This window comes from Paracoccus versutus, assembly GCF_029909795.1.
GTDB lineage: Bacteria > Pseudomonadota > Alphaproteobacteria > Rhodobacterales > Rhodobacteraceae > Paracoccus > Paracoccus versutus.
In genome coordinates, this window is record NZ_CP038196.1 from 1,504,318 (window position 1) to 1,525,566 (window position 21,249).

16 protein-coding genes and 2 pseudogenes are annotated in these 21,249 nt (G+C 69.2%); 7 read left to right on the top strand and 11 right to left on the bottom strand.

The features are described 5' to 3' along the window. Positions 1 to 909 carry a non-homologous end-joining DNA ligase gene (gene ligD, locus E3U25_RS07560; RefSeq protein WP_244294885.1) on the top strand — a complete coding sequence of 303 codons (909 nt, stop codon included), beginning with the start codon at positions 1 to 3 and terminating at the stop codon, positions 907 to 909. 17 nt (positions 910 to 926) lie between these two features. On the opposite strand, the gene E3U25_RS07565 is transcribed toward ligD, so the two are convergent. The 5 genes from E3U25_RS07565 to E3U25_RS07585 all read right to left on the bottom strand — a co-directional run bounded on the left by E3U25_RS07565 (position 927) and on the right by E3U25_RS07585 (position 7,541). Beyond that, a complete protein-coding gene (locus E3U25_RS07565) occupies positions 927 to 1,991 on the bottom strand; it encodes a sn-glycerol-3-phosphate import ATP-binding protein UgpC (protein WP_116220751.1) in 1,065 nt (354 codons plus the stop codon). Continuing rightward, positions 1,992 to 2,855, bottom strand: coding sequence for a sn-glycerol-3-phosphate ABC transporter permease UgpE (ugpE, locus tag E3U25_RS07570; RefSeq protein WP_036757731.1), 864 nt, complete (start codon positions 2,853 to 2,855; stop codon positions 1,992 to 1,994). Next, positions 2,848 to 3,729, bottom strand: a complete 882-nt coding sequence (gene ugpA, locus E3U25_RS07575) for a sn-glycerol-3-phosphate ABC transporter permease UgpA (RefSeq protein WP_116220750.1) — start codon at positions 3,727 to 3,729, stop codon at positions 2,848 to 2,850. Before ugpA ends, ugpE begins: the two co-directional genes overlap by 8 nt. 50 nt (positions 3,730 to 3,779) lie before the next feature. Then, complete coding sequence (ugpB, locus tag E3U25_RS07580; RefSeq protein ID WP_116220749.1) at positions 3,780 to 5,075, bottom strand: sn-glycerol-3-phosphate ABC transporter substrate-binding protein UgpB; 1,296 nt, start codon at positions 5,073 to 5,075, stop codon at positions 3,780 to 3,782. 411 nt (positions 5,076 to 5,486) lie between these two features. Continuing rightward, the gene (locus tag E3U25_RS07585) at positions 5,487 to 7,541 is read right to left on the bottom strand and encodes a TonB-dependent receptor domain-containing protein (protein ID WP_116220748.1); all 2,055 of its coding nucleotides are present in this window, start codon (positions 7,539 to 7,541) and stop codon (positions 5,487 to 5,489) included. 148 nt (positions 7,542 to 7,689) lie between these two features. On the opposite strand from E3U25_RS07585, the gene E3U25_RS07590 reads away from it, so the two are divergent. The 6 genes and pseudogenes from E3U25_RS07590 (at position 7,690) to E3U25_RS07615 (ending at position 14,364) form a co-directional block, all read left to right on the top strand. Beyond that, positions 7,690 to 8,730 carry a hemin-degrading factor gene (locus tag E3U25_RS07590; protein WP_116220747.1) on the top strand — a complete coding sequence of 347 codons (1,041 nt, stop codon included), beginning with the start codon at positions 7,690 to 7,692 and terminating at the stop codon, positions 8,728 to 8,730. Continuing rightward, positions 8,727 to 9,605, top strand: coding sequence for a heme/hemin ABC transporter substrate-binding protein (locus E3U25_RS07595; RefSeq protein WP_116220746.1), 879 nt, complete (start codon positions 8,727 to 8,729; stop codon positions 9,603 to 9,605). The genes E3U25_RS07590 and E3U25_RS07595 overlap by 4 nt, the downstream gene beginning before the upstream one ends. Further along, on the top strand, positions 9,605 to 10,681 hold the full coding sequence (locus E3U25_RS07600; RefSeq protein WP_116220745.1) for a FecCD family ABC transporter permease: 1,077 nt from the start codon (positions 9,605 to 9,607) through the stop codon (positions 10,679 to 10,681). The genes E3U25_RS07595 and E3U25_RS07600 overlap by 1 nt, the downstream gene beginning before the upstream one ends. Further along, a pseudogene (locus E3U25_RS07605) lies at positions 10,669 to 11,451 on the top strand (heme ABC transporter ATP-binding protein); the annotation flags it as partial. The gene E3U25_RS07600 and the pseudogene E3U25_RS07605, both read left to right, overlap by 13 nt. Positions 11,452 to 11,551: 100 nt before the next feature. Continuing rightward, positions 11,552 to 12,535 carry a zinc-dependent alcohol dehydrogenase family protein gene (locus E3U25_RS07610; protein ID WP_116220743.1) on the top strand — a complete coding sequence of 328 codons (984 nt, stop codon included), beginning with the start codon at positions 11,552 to 11,554 and terminating at the stop codon, positions 12,533 to 12,535. Positions 12,536 to 12,597: 62 nt separating this feature from the next. Further along, the gene (locus tag E3U25_RS07615; RefSeq protein ID WP_116220742.1) at positions 12,598 to 14,364 is read left to right on the top strand and encodes a PHA/PHB synthase family protein; all 1,767 of its coding nucleotides are present in this window, start codon (positions 12,598 to 12,600) and stop codon (positions 14,362 to 14,364) included. On the opposite strand, the gene E3U25_RS07620 is transcribed toward E3U25_RS07615, so the two are convergent. From E3U25_RS07620 to acs, 6 genes and pseudogenes are all read right to left on the bottom strand, one after another. Then, positions 14,361 to 15,464 (bottom strand): acetate/propionate family kinase, encoded by a 1,104-nt coding sequence (locus E3U25_RS07620; RefSeq protein WP_072463679.1) that lies wholly within the window; start codon positions 15,462 to 15,464, stop codon positions 14,361 to 14,363. The genes E3U25_RS07615 and E3U25_RS07620 overlap by 4 nt on opposite strands. Then, a pseudogene (locus E3U25_RS07625) lies at positions 15,461 to 16,405 on the bottom strand (bifunctional enoyl-CoA hydratase/phosphate acetyltransferase); the annotation flags it as partial. The pseudogene E3U25_RS07625 and the gene E3U25_RS07620, both read right to left, overlap by 4 nt. Positions 16,406 to 16,534: 129 nt before the next feature. Then, complete coding sequence (locus E3U25_RS07630; protein WP_116220741.1) at positions 16,535 to 16,906, bottom strand: response regulator transcription factor; 372 nt, start codon at positions 16,904 to 16,906, stop codon at positions 16,535 to 16,537. Positions 16,907 to 16,999: 93 nt separating this feature from the next. After that, entirely contained in the window at positions 17,000 to 18,715 is a 1,716-nt protein-coding gene (locus E3U25_RS07635) for a cation acetate symporter (protein ID WP_036757707.1), read from the bottom strand. Next, the gene (locus E3U25_RS07640; RefSeq protein WP_036757705.1) at positions 18,712 to 19,020 is read right to left on the bottom strand and encodes a DUF485 domain-containing protein; all 309 of its coding nucleotides are present in this window, start codon (positions 19,018 to 19,020) and stop codon (positions 18,712 to 18,714) included. Before E3U25_RS07640 ends, E3U25_RS07635 begins: the two co-directional genes overlap by 4 nt. Before the next feature lie 208 nt (positions 19,021 to 19,228). Continuing rightward, a complete protein-coding gene (gene acs / locus E3U25_RS07645) occupies positions 19,229 to 21,190 on the bottom strand; it encodes an acetate--CoA ligase (RefSeq protein ID WP_116220740.1) in 1,962 nt (653 codons plus the stop codon). Positions 21,191 to 21,249 lie beyond the last annotated feature (59 nt).

A 21,249-nucleotide genomic window follows, 5' to 3' on the forward strand; every position in this document is an offset into this window, starting at 1 on the left:
ATGACCGAGCGGATCGAAGGCGTGACCATCTCGCATCCCGAGCGGGTGATCTTTGACGATGCCGGGCCGGGCAAGGCCGGGCTGACCAAGGCGGGGCTGGCGCGCTATTACCAGCGGATCGCGCCGCTGATGCTGGAAGAGGCCGCGGACCGCCCGCTGTCGCTTCTGCGCCTGCCCGACGGGATGGCGGGCGAGCGGTTCTTCCAGAAGCACCCCGGCAAGGGCTTTCCCAAGGCGATCCGGCAGATGCAGATCACCGAAAGCGACGGCGAGGATGCGGCCTATGCCTATGTCGCCGACGCGGCCGGGCTGGTCGCCGCGGTGCAGATGGGCACGGTCGAGTTCCACATCTGGCCCGCCCGCCGCGACCGGCTGGAGCGGCCCGACCGGCTGGTCTTCGACCTCGACCCCGACGAGGGGCTGGGCTTCGACGCCGTGCGCAGCGCCGCCCTGTCGCTGCGCGGCCGGCTGCTGGACCTGGGCCTTGACCCTTGGGCGATGCTGACCGGCGGCAAGGGGGTGCATCTGGTGGTGCCCCTGCGCCGCAGCATCGGCTGGGGCGATCTCAAGCGCTTCGCCCGCGGCTTCGCCGCGCTTTGCGCGCAGGACGAACCCGACCGCTATACGGTGGAACTGGCCAAGGCCAGCCGCAAGGGCCGGATCTTCATCGACTGGCTGCGCAACGAGTGCGGCTCGACGGCGGTGGCGCCGTTTTCGGTGCGGGCGCGGCCGGGCGCCCCGGTGGCGGCGCCGGTCGGCTGGGACGAGCTGGCCGGGATCACCACCGCCCGCGCCTTCGACACCCAGGCGGCGCAGGAACGCGGCTGGGCCGGCGTGACGCGCAAGCCGCAAGGCCTGACCCGGCCGATCTTCGCCGCGCTGGACAAGGCGCTGGCCGGGGCCGGCTGAGCCCGGTTCAGCCCGGTTCAGCCCTCGATGCGCCGGCCGTCTTGCGCATCGAAGAAATGCAGGTGCCCCGGATCGGGCGCCACCTCGACCCGGTCGCCGCGCGCCAGCCCGCTGGTGCCGGGCAGGCGCAGCACCAGGGGCACGTCCGAGCCCTCGATCATGCCATAGCCGAAGGCATCGGCGCCCAGCCTTTCGACCGAGCGCAGCACGACCGGGATCGCCGCCTCGCCCGGCGCGGCGGGCCGCAGATGCTCGGGGCGCAGGCCAAGCCGCAGATCGCCGCCGCGCGGCAGGCCCGGCAGCGGCAGCACCGCCCCGCCGGGCAGCGTGGCCCGCCCCTCGGCCGCCGAGACGGTGAAGATGTTCATCGCCGGCGAGCCGATGAAGCCGGCCACGAATTCGCTGGCCGGTCGCTGATAGACCTCGAGCGGCGTCGCGATCTGTTCGGCCACGCCCTTGTTCATCACGATCAGCCGGTCGGCCAGCGTCATCGCCTCGACCTGGTCATGGGTGACGTAAAGCGTGGTCTGGCCGGTGCGCAGGTGCATCTCCTTGATCTGCAGGCGCATCTGCACCCGCAGCTTGGCGTCGAGATTCGACAGCGGCTCGTCCAGAAGCAGCGCGGCGGGCTCGCGCACCAGCGCCCGGCCCATGGCGACGCGCTGGCGCTGGCCACCCGACAGCGCGCGCGGCTTGCGGTCCAGATAGGGCTCCAGCTCCAGCATGGTCGCGGCCTTGGCGACGCGGGCCTCGATCTCGGCTTTCGGGAGCTTCGCGATCTTGAGCCCGTAGGCCATGTTCTCGCGCACCGACATATGCGGATAAAGCGCATAGTTCTGGAACACCATGGCGATGTCGCGCTGGCGCGGCTCAAGGTCGTTGACCACCTTGCCGCCGATCTCGACCGTGCCGGCGCTGATCGCCTCGAGCCCCGCCACCATGCGCAGGAGCGTGGACTTGCCGCAGCCGGACGGCCCGACGATCACCACGAATTCGCCGTCGGCGATCTCCATGGTGATGCCGTGGATGACCTGGTTTCCCGCATAGCTCTTGCGGACGTCGTTGAGCAGGATGCGGGCCATCTATTTCTCCGTCTCGACCAGGCCCTTGACGAACCAGCGCTGCATCAGCACCACCACCAGGATCGGCGGCAGGATGGCCAGCACGCTTGTGACCATCACGAGGTTCCAGGGCGTATCGGCATCGGCAAAGGAGATCATCTTCTTCAGCGCGATGACGATGGTGTTCATTTCGTTGGAATTGGTGACCAGCAGCGGCCACAGGTATTGCGTCCAGCCATAGATGAACTGGATCACGAAGATCGCCGCCACATTGGTCAGCGACAGCGGCCACAGGATGTCCTTGAAGAACCGCCAGGGCCCGGCGCCGTCGACCCGCGCCGCCTCCAGCAGCTCGTCCGGGATGGTCATGAAGAACTGCCGGAACAGAAGCGTCGCGGTGGCCGAGGCGATCAGCGGCAGGATCAGCCCCGGATAGGTGTCGATCAGGCCCAGGTCGACCATGACCTTGTAGGTCGGCTGGATGCGCACCTCGACCGGCAGCATCAGGGTGATGAAGATCAGCCAGAAGCAGGCCATGCGCAGCGGAAAGCGGAAAAAGACGATGGCATAGGCCGAGGCCATCGAGATCGCGATCTTTCCCAGCGCGATGCCCATGGCGACGATGGTGGTATTGGCCAGAAGCCGCCACAGGCTGACCCCGCCGATGCGGCTGATCCCGCCCGAGAAGGCGTCGGAATAGTTCCGCGCCGCCTCGGGTCCGGGCAGCAGGGGCAGCGGCGGGCGCAGGATGGTCTGCACCGAATGGGTCGAGGCGACGAAGACGTAATAGACCGGGAAGGCCACCACGATCACGCCCAGCACCATCCACAGATGCGCCAGCAGCCGCCCGGCGCCGCGCGCGGCCAGGGGGGAGGGTTCAGCCATAATGCACCCTCCTTTCGATGAAGCGGAACTGGAAGGCGGTCAGCGCGATCACGATGATCATCAGGATCACCGATTGCGCGGCGCTGTCGCCCATGATCAGGTTCACGAAGCCGTCGTTATAGACCTTGTAGACCAGCGTCTCGGTCGCCTTGCCGGGGCCGCCGCCGGTCACGGCATGGATGATGCCGAAGGTGTCGAACAGCGCATAGACCGTGTTCACCACCAGCAGGAAGAAGGTCGTCGGCGCCAGCAGCGGGAAGGTGATGGTCCAGAAGGCATGGCGGCGCGAGGCGCCGTCGATGGCCGCCGCCTCCAGCAGCGAGCGGGGGATCGCCTGCAGGCCGGCGACGAAGAACAGGAAGTTGTAGCTGATCTGCTTCCATGTCGCGGCCGCGACCACCAGCGCCATCGCCTGCTCGCCGTCCAGCAGCGGGTTCCAGTAGATGCCCATCTGCCGCAGCGGCCAGGCCAGCGTGCCGAAGCTGGGGTTGAACATGAACAGCCACAGCATGCCGGCGATGGCGGGCGCCACCGCATAGGGCCAGATCATCAGCGTGCGATAGAACCCCTTGCCGCGGATGATCTTTTCCGCCTGCACCGCCAGGAACAGCGCGATCGCCATGGCGCAAAAGGCGACCAGCACCGAAAACACCACCGTCACCCGGACCGAGTTCAGGTAGTTCGGATCGCCCAGCACCTTGCGGAAATTCGCCAGCCCGACGAAGGTCGTCTTCAGGCCAAAGGCATCCTCGCGCAGCACCGACTGGCGAAAGGCCTGCGCCGCCGGCCAGTAGAAGAAGATCAGCGTGATCGCCAGCTGCGGCGCCAGCAACAGCCAGGGCAGCAGCTTGTGCGGAAAGACCGTGCGTCTCATCCGTCCCCCTTGTCGCATCGGGCGGGCGCCGGAACGCCCGCCCCTTGGCCTCAGCCGCCGGCGGCCTCGCGGATGGCGGCATTGCCGCGCTCGGCGGCGTTCTTCAGCGCCGTGGCCGCATCCTGCTGGCCGGCCAGCATCTTTTCATACTCCTCGTTCTGGATGTCGCGCAGCTGCGGCAGGTTCGGCGCGCGCACGCCCTTGGAGTTCTCGGTCGGCTGCTTGCCCATCATCTGCAGGATCGGCGTCTCGCGGCCGGGGTTCTGCTGGTAGAAATCCGAGCCCTTGGTCGCCTCGTAGGCCGCCATCGTCACCGGCAGATAGCCCGATTGCTCGTGCAGGTATTGCTGCACCTCGGTCTGGGACAGATAGTTGAAGAAGGCGGCGACGCCCTTGTAGGTCTCGTCCGACTTGCCGCCCATCACCCAGAGCGAGGCGCCGCCCGGCGTGGTGTTCTGCGGCGCGCCCTCGGCGGTCTCGTCATAGGGCAGCTGGCCGATGCCGTAGTTCATGCCCGACTTGACGATGTCGCCAAGCCCGCCCGAGCTTTCGGTCAGGATGCCGCATTCGCCCGAGGTGAAGTTCTGCTTGGCCTCGCTGGTGCGGCCGCCATAGACGAAGACGCCCTCTTTCGCCAGGTCCGCCAGCTCCTGGAAATGCTTGACGAACAGGGGCCCGTCGATCTTCAGCTCGGGCGTGCCGGCCAGGCCGTTCTCGTTCGTGCCCCAGCTGACATCGTTCCAGGCGGCGAAGTTCTCGGTATGGATCCAGGTCAGCCAGGTCGAGGTATAGCCGCAGGTCGCCGCCCCCGATTCCTTGATCTTGCGCGCGGCGGCCCAGACCTCGGCCCAGGTCTTGGGCGGGTTCTCGACGTCCAGCCCCGCCTTTTCGAAGATGTCCTTGTTGTAATACAGGATCGGCGAGGAGGAGTTGTAGGGGAAGGACAGCATGTCCCCCTCGGGCGTCGAGTAATAGCCGACGATGCCGGGCAGATACTGGCTCTTGTCGAATTCGTAGCCGCCTTCCTGCAGCACCTCGGCCACCGGCTTGATGGCGCCCTGCGCGCCCATCATGACGCCGGTGCCGACGTCGAAGACCTGGATGATGTCGGGGGCCTGGCCCGCGCGGAAGGCGGCGATGCCGGCGTTCAGGGTTTCGGGATAGGTGCCCTTGAAGACGGGCTTGAGTTCGTAATCGGCCTGGCTTGCGTTGAAATCGCCGGCGATCTTGGTCACCACCTCGGCATTGGCGCCGGTCATGGCGTGCCACCACGAGATTTCGGTCTTGGCCTCGGCCGCGACGGGCAGCGCCATCAGCCCTGCAAGCCAGAATGGGGTTTTCTGCATGGTATCCTCCGAGTCGTGCCTTGCGGCGTCATCGTTCCCGGACGGCAGCAGCTGGGCCAGGGCCCGCCATGCGCCATCCGCCTCCCTGTGCGGATTTGTCACCTGCCGGGGGCCGGGGTGTCAATTCGCAACTGGTCGGTTTGGTATGGCAGGCGGCAGGCAAGCACCGCGCCGGAAACTCCGGCTCTGTGGCATGGGTTTGTGAAAATCCAATGACAGCAATGGGTAAAATCCATCTCTTGAGGTGATTTCCGACCGCCCGCCCCTTGTCGGCAGCAAGAGGACGGCGCCGGTTCCGTCGCGTAAACCGCCGGGGGTTGGCAGGGTCGCATGGACGGCCGCAGCCGGTGCGGGGCATGAAATCGGCCGGCCACCAGGGCCGGCCGTTCCGGTGACTGCCCGAAAGCCCCGTCAGAAGCTGCGCGAGACCGACAGCTTGAAGTTCCGCCCCGGCGCCGGGCCGCTGAGCCAGGAGGCGGGCGTATAGTCGCGGTCGGTAAGGTTGTCGACGCCGAGGTGGACCTCGATCCCCGCCGCCGCCCCGGCTTGCGGCGCCCAGGTGGCAAAGACGTCATGCACGCCGTAGCCGGCGCGATGTTCGCCATCCGCCTTGTCGCGGCCCTTGGCCAGGGTGCTGCGCAGGCCCAGCCGCCAGGCGTCGCTGGCCTGCCAGATCGCCTGCAAGGTCACGCGGTCGTTGGGCAGCGTGTCCAGCACCGTGCCGTCCTGGTCCTTGCCATCGACGACCGAGACCGCGGCGCCCAGTTCGAAGGCGTCGATGCTGTAGGTCGCCTCCAGCTCGCCGCCGCGCAGATAGGCGCGGTCGATATTGACATAGGCGGGCGTGGGCGCCGCCGCCCCGGTGCGCACGATCATGTCGTCGATATGGTTGCGGAACAGCGTCAGCTTCATCACTGCCTCGTCGCCCTCGGCAAAGATGCCCGAGCCGCGATAGGAGACGCCGGCCTCCAGGTTCTTGCCCTTTTCGTCCTTCAGGTCGGGCGAGGGCGCGCCGCCCATATAGGTATCGAACAGCTCGTCCGCCGTGGGCATCCGGTTCACGAAGGCGGCCGAGCCGAAGACCGACCAGTTGTCGTCCAGCCGCCAGATCGCGGCCAGCTGCGGCTCGAAGGAATCCGAACTGTAGCGGTCGTCGGTGGCCGTCACCGATGCCTTGGGCTCGATGCGCTGGCGGTCATAGCGCAGGCCGGTGTTCACGGTCAGGTCGCCCCACGTCACCTCGGACAGCGCAAAGGCGGACCAGAACCGGGTGATCCCCTCGGGATGCGAGGACGAGGGCACGCGCGAGGAACGGTCCTGCCGGGACAGTTCCATCCCCGCGGTCAGGTGGTGGTCATAGCCGGCGCCAGACAGGTCGGCGGCGTTCTGTAGCCGGAACTTCCACAGCCGGTAGTCGCGCCGGCCCAGCAAGGACGCCATGATCGGCTCGGCGGGGTCGTCGCCCTGCTGCACCTCCTTCATGGTGTTGGTATAGGACAGCGTCGCCGTCAGATCGACATAGCGGTTGTCCTGCGGGTTCCAGCCCCAGGTCAGCCTGGCCGTCTGGTCGCGCGTGGTGATGTCGCCCACGCCCCAGGAAAAGCCGGGATAGAACAGATCCCTTTGCGCCCCGTTCAGCTGGTCGAAATCCTGGTCCTCGCCCTTGGCCTCCAGGTGCTGATAGGACAGGGCGACATAATGGTCGCCGAAGCTCTTTCTTGCCTTCAGCAGCAGGTTCGGCGTCTTGGAGTTCGAGCGGATCGTGGTGTTGCCGTCCGCATCCTTGGTATCGCCCAGCTTGCGCCAGGCCAGCGCCGCCAGCGCCTCGAAGTCATGGCTCGGCCGCCAGCCAAGCGCGATGCTGCCCAGCACCGTGTCGGGATTGCTGGCATAGCCCAGCTTGGTCCGGCCGCCGAAGGTCTGGCCCTCGGCGATCAGGTCGCCCGGCTCGATGGTCTCCATGGCGATCACGCCGCCAAGCGCGCCGGCGCCGTAAAGCGTGGACGAGCCGGGACCGCGCAGCACCTCGACCTGGCGCAGGAAGTCCGGTTCCACGAACAGCGCGCCCTGGCGATAGGATTCGTAGAACTTCTTTTCGCCGTCGAGCAGCTGCACGATGCCCGCCTCGGACGCCGCCTGCTCGCTGGCGCCGAAGCCGCGGATGTTGAACCCCTGCCCGAAGAAGCTGCCCGAGCCGACGCCGGCGACGCCGGGCACGGTCGCCAGCACCTCGCCGATATGGCCGGGGTCGATGTCCTGAAGCTGCTGGCCGTCGACCACGGAAACCGATTGCGGCACCTCGGAAGCCACCTTGGGCTTGCCGGCGCGCAGCACGATCTGGTCCAGCACATAGGCGGTCTGCGCGGACTGGGCCTCGGCGCGTTCCTGCGCCAGCAGCGGAGCGGAAAAGAGAAGGGTGCAGGCACTTCCGGCCAGAAGCGCGCCGCGAATCGGATGGCGTGGCATGTGATCCCCGTCGTCATGTCGTGAAGTTTACGGCTGGCCACGGGGCTGGCATCTTGCGCCGGTTAAAATATTCTTAGTAAAACTGTCAATGATTCCTTGCATCTTCCCGGTCCGAACCGGGCATGCAACAGCAGCGAAAGGCACCGCGATGACCGACCATTCCCCCGCAGAGCTGCGCCGCATCCTGGCCGAGGACGGCGGCCGTCCCTTTGACCTGGCCGAGCGGCTGGGCGTCCCCGAGGCGGCGCTGGTCGCGGCGCGGGTCGGCCATGGCGCGACCCGCATCGACGCCCTGCCCGGCCGGCTGATCCCGCAGGTGCAGGCCCTGGGCGAGGTCATGGCGCTGACCCGCAACCGCTCTTGCGTGATCGAGAAGGTCGGCACCTACAACGATTTCCACGACGGCGAGCATGCCGCCATGACCGTGGACCCCGAGATCGACCTGCGCATCTTTCCCCGCCATTGGGTCCATGCCTTCGCCGTCGAGCAGCAGGCCGAGAGCGGCACCCGCCGCTCGGTCCAGGTCTTCGACGCGGCGGGCGACGCGGTCCACAAGATCCACCTGCGCGAGGGCTCGGACCTGGCAGCCTGGGGGGCGCTGCGTCGCGACCTGGCGCTGGCGGACCAGTCCGACACCGCCCGCTTCGAGCCGCGTGCGCCGGTCGAGCCGCCCAGGGCCGGCGCCGAGCGCGCCGATGCGCTGCGCCGGGAATGGGCCGACATGACCGACACGCATCAGTTCAATATCCTGATCCGCCGGCTCAAGATGAACCGGCTGGGCGCCTATCGCATCGCCGGCGCGCCGCTGGTGCGGCCGCTGGCGGTCGAGGCGGTGCCGGCGCTGCTGGAGCGCGTCCATGCCGATGGCGCGGGGGTTATGTTCTTCGTCGGCAACATGGGCTGCATCGAGATCCATTCCGGCAAGATCCATTCGCTGAGGCCCATGGGGCCGTGGCTGAACGTCATGGACCCGCGCTTCAACCTGCACCTGCGCGGCGACCACGTCGCCGAGGTCTGGGCGGTGGACAAGCCCACCAAGCGTGGCCCGGCGATCTCGGTCGAGGCCTTCGATGCCGAGGGGGCGCTGATCTTCCAATGCTTCGGGTTGCGCCCGGAAAAGGGCGGTAATGCCGAACAATGGGCGGCGCTGGTCGCCGGCCTGCCGGCGCTGGCCGAGGCGGCGGAATGAAACGGCTGGCGCTTGCCCTGGTCCTGCTGGCCGGCCCGGCCGGCGCGGAAGGCCACCCCGAGGCCCGGCGCGTGCTGTCGCTGGGCGGCTCGGTGACGGAAATCGTCTATGCACTGGGGGAAGAGGCGCGGCTGATCGGCCGCGACACCACCTCGAACTGGCCGCCCCAGGCCAATGCCCTGCCCGATGTCGGCTATGTCCGCGCGCTGTCGCCCGAAGGGGTGCTGTCGGTCTCGCCCGACCTGATCATCGCCGAAGAGGGCGCGGGCCCGCCCGAGGCGGTCTCGGTGCTGCAATCGGCCGGCGTGGCCTTCGTCAGCGTGGACGAGCGCTATGACGCCGAGGGCGTGCTGGACAAGGTCGATGCGGTGGCCGAGGCGCTTGGCGTGCCGGACAAGGGCCGCGCCCTGCACGACAAGCTGGCGGCCGACCTGCAAGCGGCGCTCGGCCGGGCGCAAGCGGTGGCGGGCGAGCCGAAAAAGGTGCTGTTCGTGCTGTCGCTGCAAGGCGGGCGGGTCATGGCCGCCGGCGCGGACACCGCGGCGGACGGCATCATCCGCCTGGCCGGGGCGCAGAACGCCTTGCAGGGCGTCGAGGGCTACAAGCCCGTCACCGACGAGGCGGTGATCGGGGCCGCGCCCGACGTCATCCTGATGATGCGCCGCGGCGACGAACAGGCGGATGCGCAGGCCAATGGCGGCAGCAGCCACACCGCGGCGAAAGAGGCGGTGCTGGCCATGCCGGCGCTGGCCCAGACCCCGGCGGGCCGCGCGGGCGCGGTGGTGATGATGGACGGGCTGAAGCTCCTGGGGTTCGGTCCCCGCACCGGCGAGGCGGCGGTCGAGCTGCACGACCTGATATACGCGGGGTCGTGATGGTGGCCGCGACGCCCGACCTTCGCCCCGGACGGCTGGAAGGCGACCGCAGCCATCGCGCGCGGCGCCTGGGGCTGTTCCTGGCGCTGCTGCTGGCGGCGGTCGCGGTGATCTCGCTGGGCTGGGGCGCCTCGGGGACGTCGCTGGCCCGCGCGCTCTCGGACCTGCTGGCGGGGCGCGAACTCGCGGTGCAGGACCGGGTGGTGCTGCTGGACATCCGGCTGCCGCGGGTGCTGATGGGCATCTTCGTCGGCGCCTCGCTGGCGGTCTCGGGCGCGGTGATGCAGGGGCTGTTCCGCAACCCGCTGGCCGATCCGGGCATCGTCGGCGTCAGTTCCGGCGCCTCGCTGGGGGCGATCCTGGCCATCGTGCTGGGCGGCGCGCTGCCCGGCTGGGTGGCGGCGTTCTTCGGCTGGTATCTGGTCCCGGTCGCCGCCTTTGCCGGCGGCTGGCTGACCACCATGGCGCTTTACCGCATCGCCACCCGGCGCGGGCGCACCTCGGTCGCGACCATGCTGCTGGCCGGCATCGCGCTGGCCGCGATCATGGGGGCGCTGGCCGGGCTGGCGATCCTGCGCGCCAACGACCGCGAGCTGCGCGACCTGACATTCTGGGGCCTCGGCTCGCTGGCCGGGGCGAACTGGCCCAAGCTGCTGGCCGGGGCGCCGATCATGGCGCTGGCCCTGCTCTACGCCCCCTGGCTCGCGCGCGGACTCAATGCGCTGGCGCTGGGAGAGGCGGCGGCCGGCCATGTCGGCATCCGCGTGCAGAAGGTCAAGAACCGCGCCATCCTGACCGTCGCCGCGGCCACCGGCGCCGCGGTCGCGGTCTCGGGCGGGATCGGCTTCGTCGGCATCGTCGTGCCGCATCTGTTGCGGCTGGCCAGCGGGCCGGACCACCGCTGGCTGCTGGTCAACTCGGCGCTTCTGGGCGCGGTGACGCTGCTGCTGGCCGACATGGTCAGCCGCACGGTGATCGCCCCGGCCGAGCTGCCCATCGGCATCGTCACCGCCGTCATGGGCGGGCCGTTCTTCCTGTGGATCCTTCTGCGCAACCGCGGGGTGCTGGACCTGTGAGCCTGATCGCCAGCGACATCCAGGTCAGCCTTGGCCGCAAGCAGATCCTGCACGGCGTCTCGGTCGAGGCGCGGGCGGGCGAGATCACCGCCATCGTCGGGCCGAACGGCTCGGGCAAGACCACGCTGATGCGCAGCCTGACCGGGGAACTCGCCTGCCGCGGGGCCGTCATCCTGAACGGGCACGACATCGCCGCCCTGTCGCCCGAGGAACTGGCCCGGCGCCGTGCCGTGCTGCCGCAGGCCGCCGCCCTGTCATTCCCCTTTACCGTGGCCGAGGTGGTGCGCATCGGCGTCGAGGCCCGCGGCGAGCGCGCCGATGCGCTGGTGCCGGCGGCACTGGCGGCGGTCGATCTGCCGGGCTTTTCCGGCCGTCTCTACCAGGAGCTTTCGGGGGGCGAGCAGCAGCGGGTGCAGCTGGCCCGCGTCCTGGCGCAGGTCTGGCAGCCGCTGGACGCGGACGGCCCGCGCTGGCTGATGCTGGACGAGCCGGTCAGCAGCCTCGACATCGCCCATCAGCTGACGGTGATGCGGCTGGCCGCCGATTACGCCAGGGCCGGCGGCGGCGTGGTCGCGGTCATGCACGACCTGAACCTGACCGCGCTTTTCGCGCAAAAGCTGGTGCTGATGAGCGGCGGCCGCGTCCTGTGCCAGGGCCGCCCCGACGAGGTCTTGACCGACGAGGCGCTGTCCAGCGCCTATGGCTGCCGGCTGCGCGTCAATGCCGTGCCCGACAGCGGCATCTGGGTGCTGCCGCACGCGGCGGCGTGACCGGCCGGGCCGAAAGGCCCGCGACCAAAGGCCGCGCCCATTTACAAGCCCGCCCCGGCATCCGCATATTGGACATGACCCCGCTGTTGAGAGATGCCCGATGCATGCCATGCTGCTGCACAGGATCGGCGCGCCGCTGGTCTGGACCGAACTGCCCGACCGTGACCCCGGTCCGGGCGAGATCCGGGTCCGCGTCCTGGCCTGCGGGGTCTGCCGCACCGACCTGCACGTGGTCGACGGCGAATTGCCCGACCCGGTGCTGCCGATCATCCCCGGACACGAGATCGTCGGCCGGATCGAGGCGCTCGGCCCCGGCGTTGCCGGCCTTGCCCTGGGCCAGCGGGTCGGCATCCCCTGGCTGGGCCACGCCTGCGGTGCCTGCCCCTATTGCCGCGACGGGCGCGAGAACCTGTGCGACGCGCCGGGCTTTACCGGCTACACGCGGGACGGCGGCTATGCGACCGCGGCGATCGCCGACGCGCGTTTCGCCTTTCCCCTGGGCGAGGCCGGCGAGGACGTGGCGCTGGCGCCCCTGCTTTGCGCCGGGCTGATCGGCTGGCGCGCGCTGGTGATCGCGGGCAAGGCGCCGCGGCTGGGGCTTTACGGCTTTGGCGCGGCCGCCCATATCATCGCGCAGGTGGCGGCGTGGCAGGGCCGCGCGGTCCATGCCTTCACCCGCCCCGGCGACCTGCGCTCGCAGAATTTCGCGCGCCGGCTGGGCGCGGTCTGGGCCGGCGGCTCGGACCAGCCCCCGCCCGAGCCGCTGGATGCAGCGATCATCTTCGCCCCGGTGGGCGAGCTGGTGCCGGCGGCGCTGAAGGCGGTGCGCAAGGGCGGCCGCGTGGTCTGCGCCGGCATCCACATGAGCGACATCCCCGCCTTTCCCTATGCGCTGCTCTGGCACGAACGCCAGATCGCCTCGGTCGCCAACCTGACGCGGCAGGACGGGCTGGACTTCCTGTCGCTGGCGCCCCGCATCGGCATCGCCACCGAAACCACGACCTATCCGCTGCGCGAGGCCAATCGCGCGCTGGACGACCTGCGCGCCGGCCGCTTCGACGGCGCGGCCGTGCTGGTGCCCTGAGCCGCCCGCCGGGCGCGGCCGCGCCCGGCCAGCCCCTCTCTTTCCGACCGGGATCTGCTGCCATGAAGGAAACGGCGAATACCCTTGCAACCGGCCCCGTCCCGACCGATGCCGGCCCCTTTCGCGCCATCGACCGGCTGCGCGAGGCGATGGCCGCCGGCTTCGGCACCGGCGTCTCGCCGCTGGCGCTCGGCATGGCGCTGATGGACTGGTCGGCGCACCTGGCCGCCGCGCCGGGCAAGCGGCTGGAGCTGGCCGACAAGGCCGCGCGCGAGACGGCGGCGCTGCTGGCCCATGCCGCGGCGCTCGCCGCCGATCCGGCGGCCGAGCCGGTGATCCGGCCGCCCCCGCAGGACCGCCGCTTTGCCGCCGCGGCCTGGCAGAACCCGCCCTTCAGCCTCTGGGCCCAGGGCTTCCTGCTGGCGCGGCAATGGTGGCAGGAGGCGACGCGCGACGTGCCCGGCGTCGATCCGCATCGCCAGAACCTGCTGTCAGCGATGGTGCAGCAATGGCTCGACATGGCCTCGCCGGCGAACCTGCCCTTCACCAATCCCGAGGTGATCGCCCGCACCCTGCAGACCGGCGGGCTGAACCAATGGGTGGGCATGCGCAACTGGGCCGAGGACATGGCCCGGCTGGCCGCCGGCAAGCCCCCGGTCGGGGCCGAGCAGTTCCGCGTCGGCCACGAGGTCGCGGCAAGCCCCGGCAAGGTGGTCTATCGCAACCATCTGATCGAGCTGATCCAATACGCCCCCGCGACCGACACCGTGCTGGCCGAGCCGGTGCTGCTGGTCCCGGCCTGGATCATGAAATACTACATCCTCGACCTTTCGCCGGAAAACTCGCTGGTCCGGCATCTGGTCGGCGCCGGGCACACGGTCTTCTGCATCTCATGGCGCAATCCCACGGCCGAGGACCGCGACCTGACGCTGGAGGATTACCGCAGCCTGGGGGTGATGGCGGCGGTGGATGCGATCGCGGCCATCCTGCCGGGGCGGGGCATCCATGCGGCGGGCTATTGCCTGGGCGGCACGCTGCTGGCCATCGCGGCGGCGGCCATGGGCGGGGCGCGGGACGACCGGCTGGCCAGCGTCTCGTTGCTGGCGGCGCAGACGGATTTCGCCGAGCCGGGCGAGCTGGGGCTGTTCATCGACCACGACCAGCTCAACAGCCTGGAAAGCGCGATGCGGCAACGCGGCTACCTGACGGCCGAACAGATGCTGGGCGCCTTCCGCTTCCTGCGCTCGAACGACCTGATCTGGTCGCGCATGGTGCGCGCCTATCTGATGGGCGAGCGCGAGCCGATGACCGACATGCTGGCCTGGAGCAGCGATTCGACCCGGATGCCCTATCGCATGCAGGGCGAATACCTGCGCCGCTTCTACCTGGAAAACGCGCTGGCCGGCGACCGGCTGCTGACCGACGGCCGGCCCGTGGCGCTGCGCAACATCCGCGCGCCGGTCTTTGCCGTCGGCACCGAAGAGGATTACGTCGCCCCCTGGCGCTCGGTCTATCGGCTGCACTGCCTCAGCGATGCCGAGCTGACCTTCGTGCTGGGCGACCGGGACCACCTGGCGGGGATCATCCTGGATCCGGCCGGGCCCGGCCATCACCGCATCGCCACCCGCGGGCGGGACGGCACCTGCCTGCCGCCCGACGACTGGCTGCACGCCGCCGCGCTGCGCGAGGGCTGCTGGTGGCCGGCCTGGACCGACTGGCTGGCGCGGCATTCCGCGGCCGAGCGGGTGGCGCCGCCGGGCATGGGCGCGGCCGCCGCGGGCTATCCGGTGCTGGAGGACGCGCCCGGCAGCTATGTCCGCCAGCGCTAGGCCAGCAGGGCGGCCGCCTCCATCGCCATCATCCGCTCTTCGTTGGCGGGAATGATAAGGGTCGCGAAATCGCCCAGGGGCGCCATGCGGCGCAGGATCGCCTCGCGCACCGGGGCGGCGTTCTCGCCGATGCCGCCGGTGAAGACCATGGCGTCGATGCCGCCCAGCGAGACCGCCATGGCCGCCGCCGCCTGCGCGCATCTGAGCGCGAAATAGTCCAGCGCGAAACGCGACTGCGCCGAGCCATCCGCCAGCAGCGCCGCCACATCGTTCGACTTGCCCGACATGCCCAGAAGGCCCGAGCGGTTATAGATCAGATCCTCGATCTCTTCGGGCGTCATGCCGAAGCTGCGCTGCATCAACAGGATCGCGCCGGGGTCGACGGCGCCCGAGCGCGTGCCCATGGGAATGCCGTCCACCGCGGTCATGCCCATGGTGGTATCGACGCTGCGCCCCTGATGCATGGCGCAAAGGCTGGCGCCATTGCCCAGATGCGCGGCGACCACGCGGCCCCGGTGCAGGTCGGGATGGTCGCGCGCCAGCACCTGCGCCAGCCATTGATAGGACAGGCCGTGAAAGCCATAGCGGCGCACGCCCTGTTCGAACAGCGGCTCGGGCAGGGCGAAATGGGTGAAAAGGGCATCCCGCCCGGCATGGAAGGCGGTGTCGAAACAGGCAAGGTTCGGCACCTCGTCGCCCACCAGCCGGCGGGCGGCGGCGATGGCGGCCAGCCCGTGCGGCTGGTGCAGCGGCGCCAGCGGGATCAGCGCCGCCAGATCCTCCAGCACCTGCGGCGTGACCGGGGTCGAGCGGACATAGCGCGTGCCGCCATGGACGATGCGATGCGCCACCGCCTCGATCCGCCAGCCCTCGTCATGGGCGTCGATGAAATCCAGCACGGCCTGCATGGCGGCGGCATGATCGCCGCCCGCGACCGGGCCGCGGAACTCGGGCCCGCCGGCCAGCCGGGCCGCCAGCTCGGCATCCGCGCCGATCCGGCTGACCGCGCCGCGCGCCAGAAGCGCCAGCCCCTCGCGTGCGAAGACCCGGAACTTGAGGCTCGACGAGCCGGCATTCAGCGTCAGGATCGCCGGGGTCATTTCACCTGCCCCAGCCGGCGCGCCTCGGCCATCAGCACGGCCAGCGCGGTGGACAGCATCCGGGCGCGCACGGAATCGGCGCGGCTGGTCAGGACGACCGGCACCCGCGCACCCAGCACGATCCCCGCCGCATCGGCGCCGCCCATGAAAACCAGCTGCTTGGCCAGCATGTTGCCCGATTCGATATCGGGCACCAGCAGGATGTCGGCCTGCCCCGCCACGGGCGAGACGATGCCCTTTTCCCGCGCCGCCGCCGGGCTGATCGCATTGTCGAAGGCCAGCGGCCCGTCCAGATCGGCGTCCTCGATCTGGCCGCGATCGGCCATCTTGCACAGCGCCGCCGCGTCCAGCGTGGCCTGCATCTTGGGATTGACCGTCTCGACCGCGGCAAGGATCGCGGCCTTGGGCCGGGCCGGCCCCCACAGCACGCGCCAGAGCACGATGGCATTGTGCAGGATGTCGGCCTTGACCATCAGGTCGGGGGCGATGTTGACCGCCGCATCGGTGATGATGAAGGGGCGCGGATAATCCTCGGTCAGCATCAGGAAGGCGTGGCTGATCCGCCGCTCGGTGCGCAGCCCGCATTGCGGGTGGATCACCGCGCCCAGCAGCTCGTCGGAATGCAGCGAGCCCTTCATGATCGCGCCGACCTGGCCGGTCGCGGCCATCTGCGCGGCGCGGGCGGCGGCGGCGTGGCTGTGTTCGGTATCCACGATCTCATAGGTGTCGGGGGCCTGCCCCGCCTCGGTCAGCGCGGCGGCGATGCGGGCGGCGGGGCCGACCAGCACCGGCTCGATCAGCCCGGCCGCGCGCGCCTCTTCCACCGCGTCGAAGACGGTATGGCTGACCGGGTGGACCACGGCGGTGCGCAGCGGCGGCAAACCGGCGCAGCGGTCGATGATGGCTTGATAGGCGTCGGTCATCGCTATCCTCCGTGCTGGCGCGGATCCCGCGCCCCCGAGGATCCCGATATGCCGGCGGGAGGCAAGGGAAAAGCGGCGTCCCGCCGCAAGCACCGCGGGAAAGGCCGGCCCGCTGCGACGATCCGGCGCGGGGGCCGGCGTCGGCGGTCAGCCGGCGCGGTCCAGAAGCCGGGCGATCTCGGCCCGCAGTTCCGACAGCTCGAAGGGTTTGGCGATGAAGCCGTCGGCGCCAAGCGCCAGCCCCTTGCGGCGTTCCACCACCGAGCCGCGGGCGGTCATCAGCAGTACCCGCACGTCACGCAGGCCGGGGTCGGCGCGCAGCGCCTCGACGATCTGGTAGCCCGAGATGTCGGGCAGCATGATGTCCAGCAGCACCAGGTCGGGGCGGTTGGTGCGGATCTCGTCCAGCGCGGCGGTGCCGCCGGCGATCCGCCTGTAGCTGTGGCCGGCCCGCGCCAGCAGGAACTCCAGCGCGGCGGCGATATTGTCCTCGTCCTCGACGATCAGGATATGGGCCATCACCCCCTCCGAAGGATCGGACACCGAAGCCGGGCCAGGCGGGTCGGTTCCGGGACGGCGATGGCCCGCCCCCAAGGGGGCGGGCCTGCGTTTTCAGTGCGACGAGGCTTCCGCCGCGCCGATCCCGGTTTCCGAGCGCACCTGCTGGGCCAGGAAGCCGGCCCGGTCGATGCGCGCCCGCGTGCCGTTGTCCATCTTGGACACCAGCCAGATGCCCAGGAAGGCCAGGGTCATCGAGAACAGCGCCGGCGAGGTATAGGGGAAGGGCGCCGAGCCGGCGGGGTTGCCCAGCGTGGCTTCCCAGACCGAGGGCGACAGCACCGTCAGCACCACCGAGGAGATCAGCCCCAGGAAGCCGCCGACCACGGCGCCCTTGGTCGTGCAATCCTTCCACAGCACCGACATGAACAGCACCGGGAAGTTGGCCGAGGCAGCCACCGCGAAGGCCAGCGACACCATGAAGGCGATGTTCTGGTTCTTGAAGGCGATGCCCAGCACCACGGCCACCAGGCCCAGGGCCACCGTGGTGATGCGCGACACGCGCAGCTCGCTGCCCGGCGCGGGGTTGCCGTTCTTGATCACGGTCGCATAGAGGTCGTGGCTGACCGCCGAGGCGCCCGAGAGCGTCAGGCCGGCGACCACCGCCAGGATGGTGGCAAAGGCCACGGCCGAGATGAAGCCCAGGAAGACGTTGCCGCCCACCGCCTTGGCCAGATGCACCGCAGCCATGTTGCTGCCGCCGACCAGAGCGCCGGAGCCGTCCAGGAATTCCGGGTTGGTCAGCACGAAGGTGATGGCGCCGAAGCCGATGATGAAGGTCAGGAGGTAGAAATAGCCGATCCAGCCGGTCGCCCACATCACCGACTTGCGCGCTTCCTTGGCGCTCGGCACGGTGAAGAAGCGCATCAGGATATGCGGCAGGCCGGCGGTGCCGAACATCAGCGCCATGCCGAAGCTGATGGCCGAGATCGGATCCTTGATGAAGGTGCCCGGACCCATGATCGACTGGCCGGCGACGGCGGCTTCCTCGGCGGTCTTGCCGCCGGCGGTGGCCAGATCGGCCTTGACGCGGACCGCATCGGCGAACATCGCCTCGGGGCTGAAGCCATAGTGCCACATGACCATGAAGGACATGAAGGTCGCGCCGCCCAGAAGCAGGCAGGCCTTGATGATCTGCACCCAGGTCGTCGCGGTCATGCCGCCGAACAGCACGTAGATCATCATCAGCGCGCCGACGATCACCACCGCGATCCAGTAGTCCAGGCCGAACAGCAGCTGGATCAGCGAGCCCGCGCCCACCATCTGCGCGATCAGGTAGAAGGCCACCACGACCAGCGTGCCCGAGGCGGCAAAGATGCGCACCGGGGTCTGGGCAAAGCGGAAGGCCGCCACGTCGGCAAAGGTGAAGCGACCCAGGTTGCGCAGCCGCTCTGCCATCAGGAAGGTCAGGATCGGCCAGCCGACCAGGAAGCCGATCGAATAGATCAGCCCGTCATAGCCCGAGATCATCACCGCGGCCGAGATCCCCAGGAACGAGGCGGCCGACATGTAGTCCCCGGCGATGGCAAGCCCGTTCTGGAAGCCGGTGATGCCGCCGCCCGCGGTATAGAAATCCGCCGCCGACTTGGTCCGCGACGCCGCCCATTTGGTGATGTAGAGCGTCGCCAGCACGAAGGCGGCGAACATGGTGATCGCGGTCCAGTTCGTCGCCTGTTTCTCGGCGCCCTGGATCACGTCGGCGGCCATGGCGGCGCCCGGCATGGCCAGGGCCGCGGCCATCAGGCCGTTGCGCAGGATCTTGTGGGTCATTTCAGCGCCTCCCGGCGAACCTTCTCGCTCAGCTCGTCGAACTCGCTGTTCGCGCGGCGCACGTAGACGCCGGTGATGATGATGGTAAAGACGATCACGCCGAAGCCCAGGGGGATGCCCCAGGTCATGACGCCGTCGCCGATCCGCGAGGCGAGCAGTTCCTTGTCGAAGGCGATCAGCAGGATATAGCCGTAATAGACCACGAGCATCGCGATCGTCAGGATCCAGCCATAGCGGGATCGTTTCGCTTTCAGTAATTGATAGTTCGGATCTGCGGCGATCCGTTCGGCCAGGTTGTCTTGCATCGGGGTCGTGCTCCTCCACTGCCACGATATGCTGTCTTTTCAGCCGCGCCGGCGCCATGCCGGCGAGACGATCTTCTTCTGGAAGGCTTTTCGGCGGGCGGCAGGCTCCTCCGGCCATGCCGCGGCCGGTCCATGGGCGCGCATCGCCCATGGCGGTCCGTCTTGCACCATGCCGGGCCGGCGATCCGCCGCCGGCCCGCTGCGGCTGTCAGTGCCGGTTCATCCGGTTCTCGATCAGTTCGTCGACGACGCCGGGGTCGGCCAGCGTCGAGATGTCGCCGAGCGCGCCGAAATCGTCCTCGGCGATCTTGCGCAGGATGCGGCGCATGATCTTGCCCGAGCGCGTCTTGGGCAGGCCCGGCGCCCATTGGATCAGGTCGGGCTTGGCGATGGGGCCGATCTCGGTGCGGACCCATTTCTCCAGCTCGGCGCGCAGCTCGTCGCTGGGCTCGACCCCGTTCATCAGCGTGACATAGGCATAGATGCCCTGCCCCTTCAGCGGGTGCGGATAGCCCACGACCGCGGCCTCGGCCACCTTCTCATGCGCGACCAGGGCCGATTCCACCTCGGCCGTGCCCATGCGGTGCCCCGAGACGTTGATGACGTCGTCGACCCGGCCGGTGATCCAGTAATAGCCGTCCTTGTCCCGCCGGCAGCCGTCGCCGGTGAAGTAATAGCCCGGATATTGCTGGAAATAGGTCTCCATGAAGCGCTGGTGGTCGCCCCAGACGGTGCGCATCTGCCCCGGCCAGCTGTCGGCAATGCACAGCACGCCGTCGATCTCTTCGCCATGGCCGTCCTGCGGCACGCCGCTCTGCGCGTCCAGAACCACCGGCTTGACGCCGAAGAAGGGCAGCGTGGCCGAGCCCGGCTTGGCCTCGATGGCGCCGGGCAGCGAGGTGATCATGTGCCCGCCGGTCTCGGTCTGCCACCAGGTATCGACGATCGGGCAGCGGCCCTTGCCGACATGCTTGTCATACCAGACCCAGGCCTCGGGGTTGATCGGCTCGCCCACCGTGCCCAGCACGCGCAGGCTGGAGAGGTCGTATTTCTCGACCCATTCCGGCCCCTGCCCCATCAGCGAGCGGATGGCGGTCGGCGCGGTATAGAACTGGTTGACCTGGTGCTTGTCGCAGACGGCCCAGAAGCGGCCGGCATCGGGCCAGGTCGGCACGCCCTCGAACATCAGCGTGGTGGCGCCGTTGGCCAGCGGGCCGTAGACGATATAGCTGTGCCCCGTCACCCAGCCCACGTCGGCCGTGCACCAGAACACGTCGCCGTCCTTGTAGTCGAAGACGTATTGATGCGACATCGCGGCGAACAGCAGGTAGCCGCCGGTGGTATGGACCACGCCCTTGGGCTTGCCGGTCGAACCCGAGGTATAGAGGATGAACAGCGGATCCTCGGCATTCATCGGCCGCGGCGGGCAGTCGGGGCTGACCTCGTCCATCAGCTTGAGGACATCGACGTCGCGGCCCTCGATCCAGCTGGTCTGGTCGCCGGTATGCTTGACCACCAGGCAGCGCACCCGGTCCGAGCAATGCAGAAGCGCCGCGTCGGCGTTCGACTTCAGCGCCGTGCGCCGGCCGCCGCGCGGCGCGGTGTCGGCGGTGATGACCAGCTTGGCACCCGAATCGTTGATGCGGTTGGCCAGCGCGTCGGGCGAGAAGCCGGCGAAGACGATGGAATGGATGGCGCCGATCCGCGCGCAGGCCAGCATGGCATAGGCCGCCTCGGGGATCATCGGCATGTAGATCACCACCCGGTCGCCGCGCATCACCCCCTGGCTCAGCAGGACGTTGGCAAAGCGGTTCACCTTTTCCGACAGTTCGGCATAGGTGATGTGGCGCGCCGGCTGGCTGGGGTCGTCCGGCTCGAAGATGATCGCGGTCTGGTTCGCGCGCTTGGGCAGGTGGCGGTCGACGCAGTTGACCGAGGCGTTCAGGATGCCGTCCTCGAACCATTTGACCGAGACCTGGCCCATGGTGAAATCGGTGTTCTTCACCTTGGTATAGGACTGGATCCAGTCCAGCCGCTTGCCCTCGCGCCCCCAGAACCCGTCGGGGTCCGAGATCGATTCGGCATACATGCGGGCGTAATCGGCCGGCTGGACCAGGGCATCCTCGAAGCCGGGCGGAATGGGATGTTTCGCAACATTTTCAACGGACATGACGCGCCTCCTCTACTCGCGACAGGGTAGATCCGGGACGCCCGCACCCTCCTCAAGGT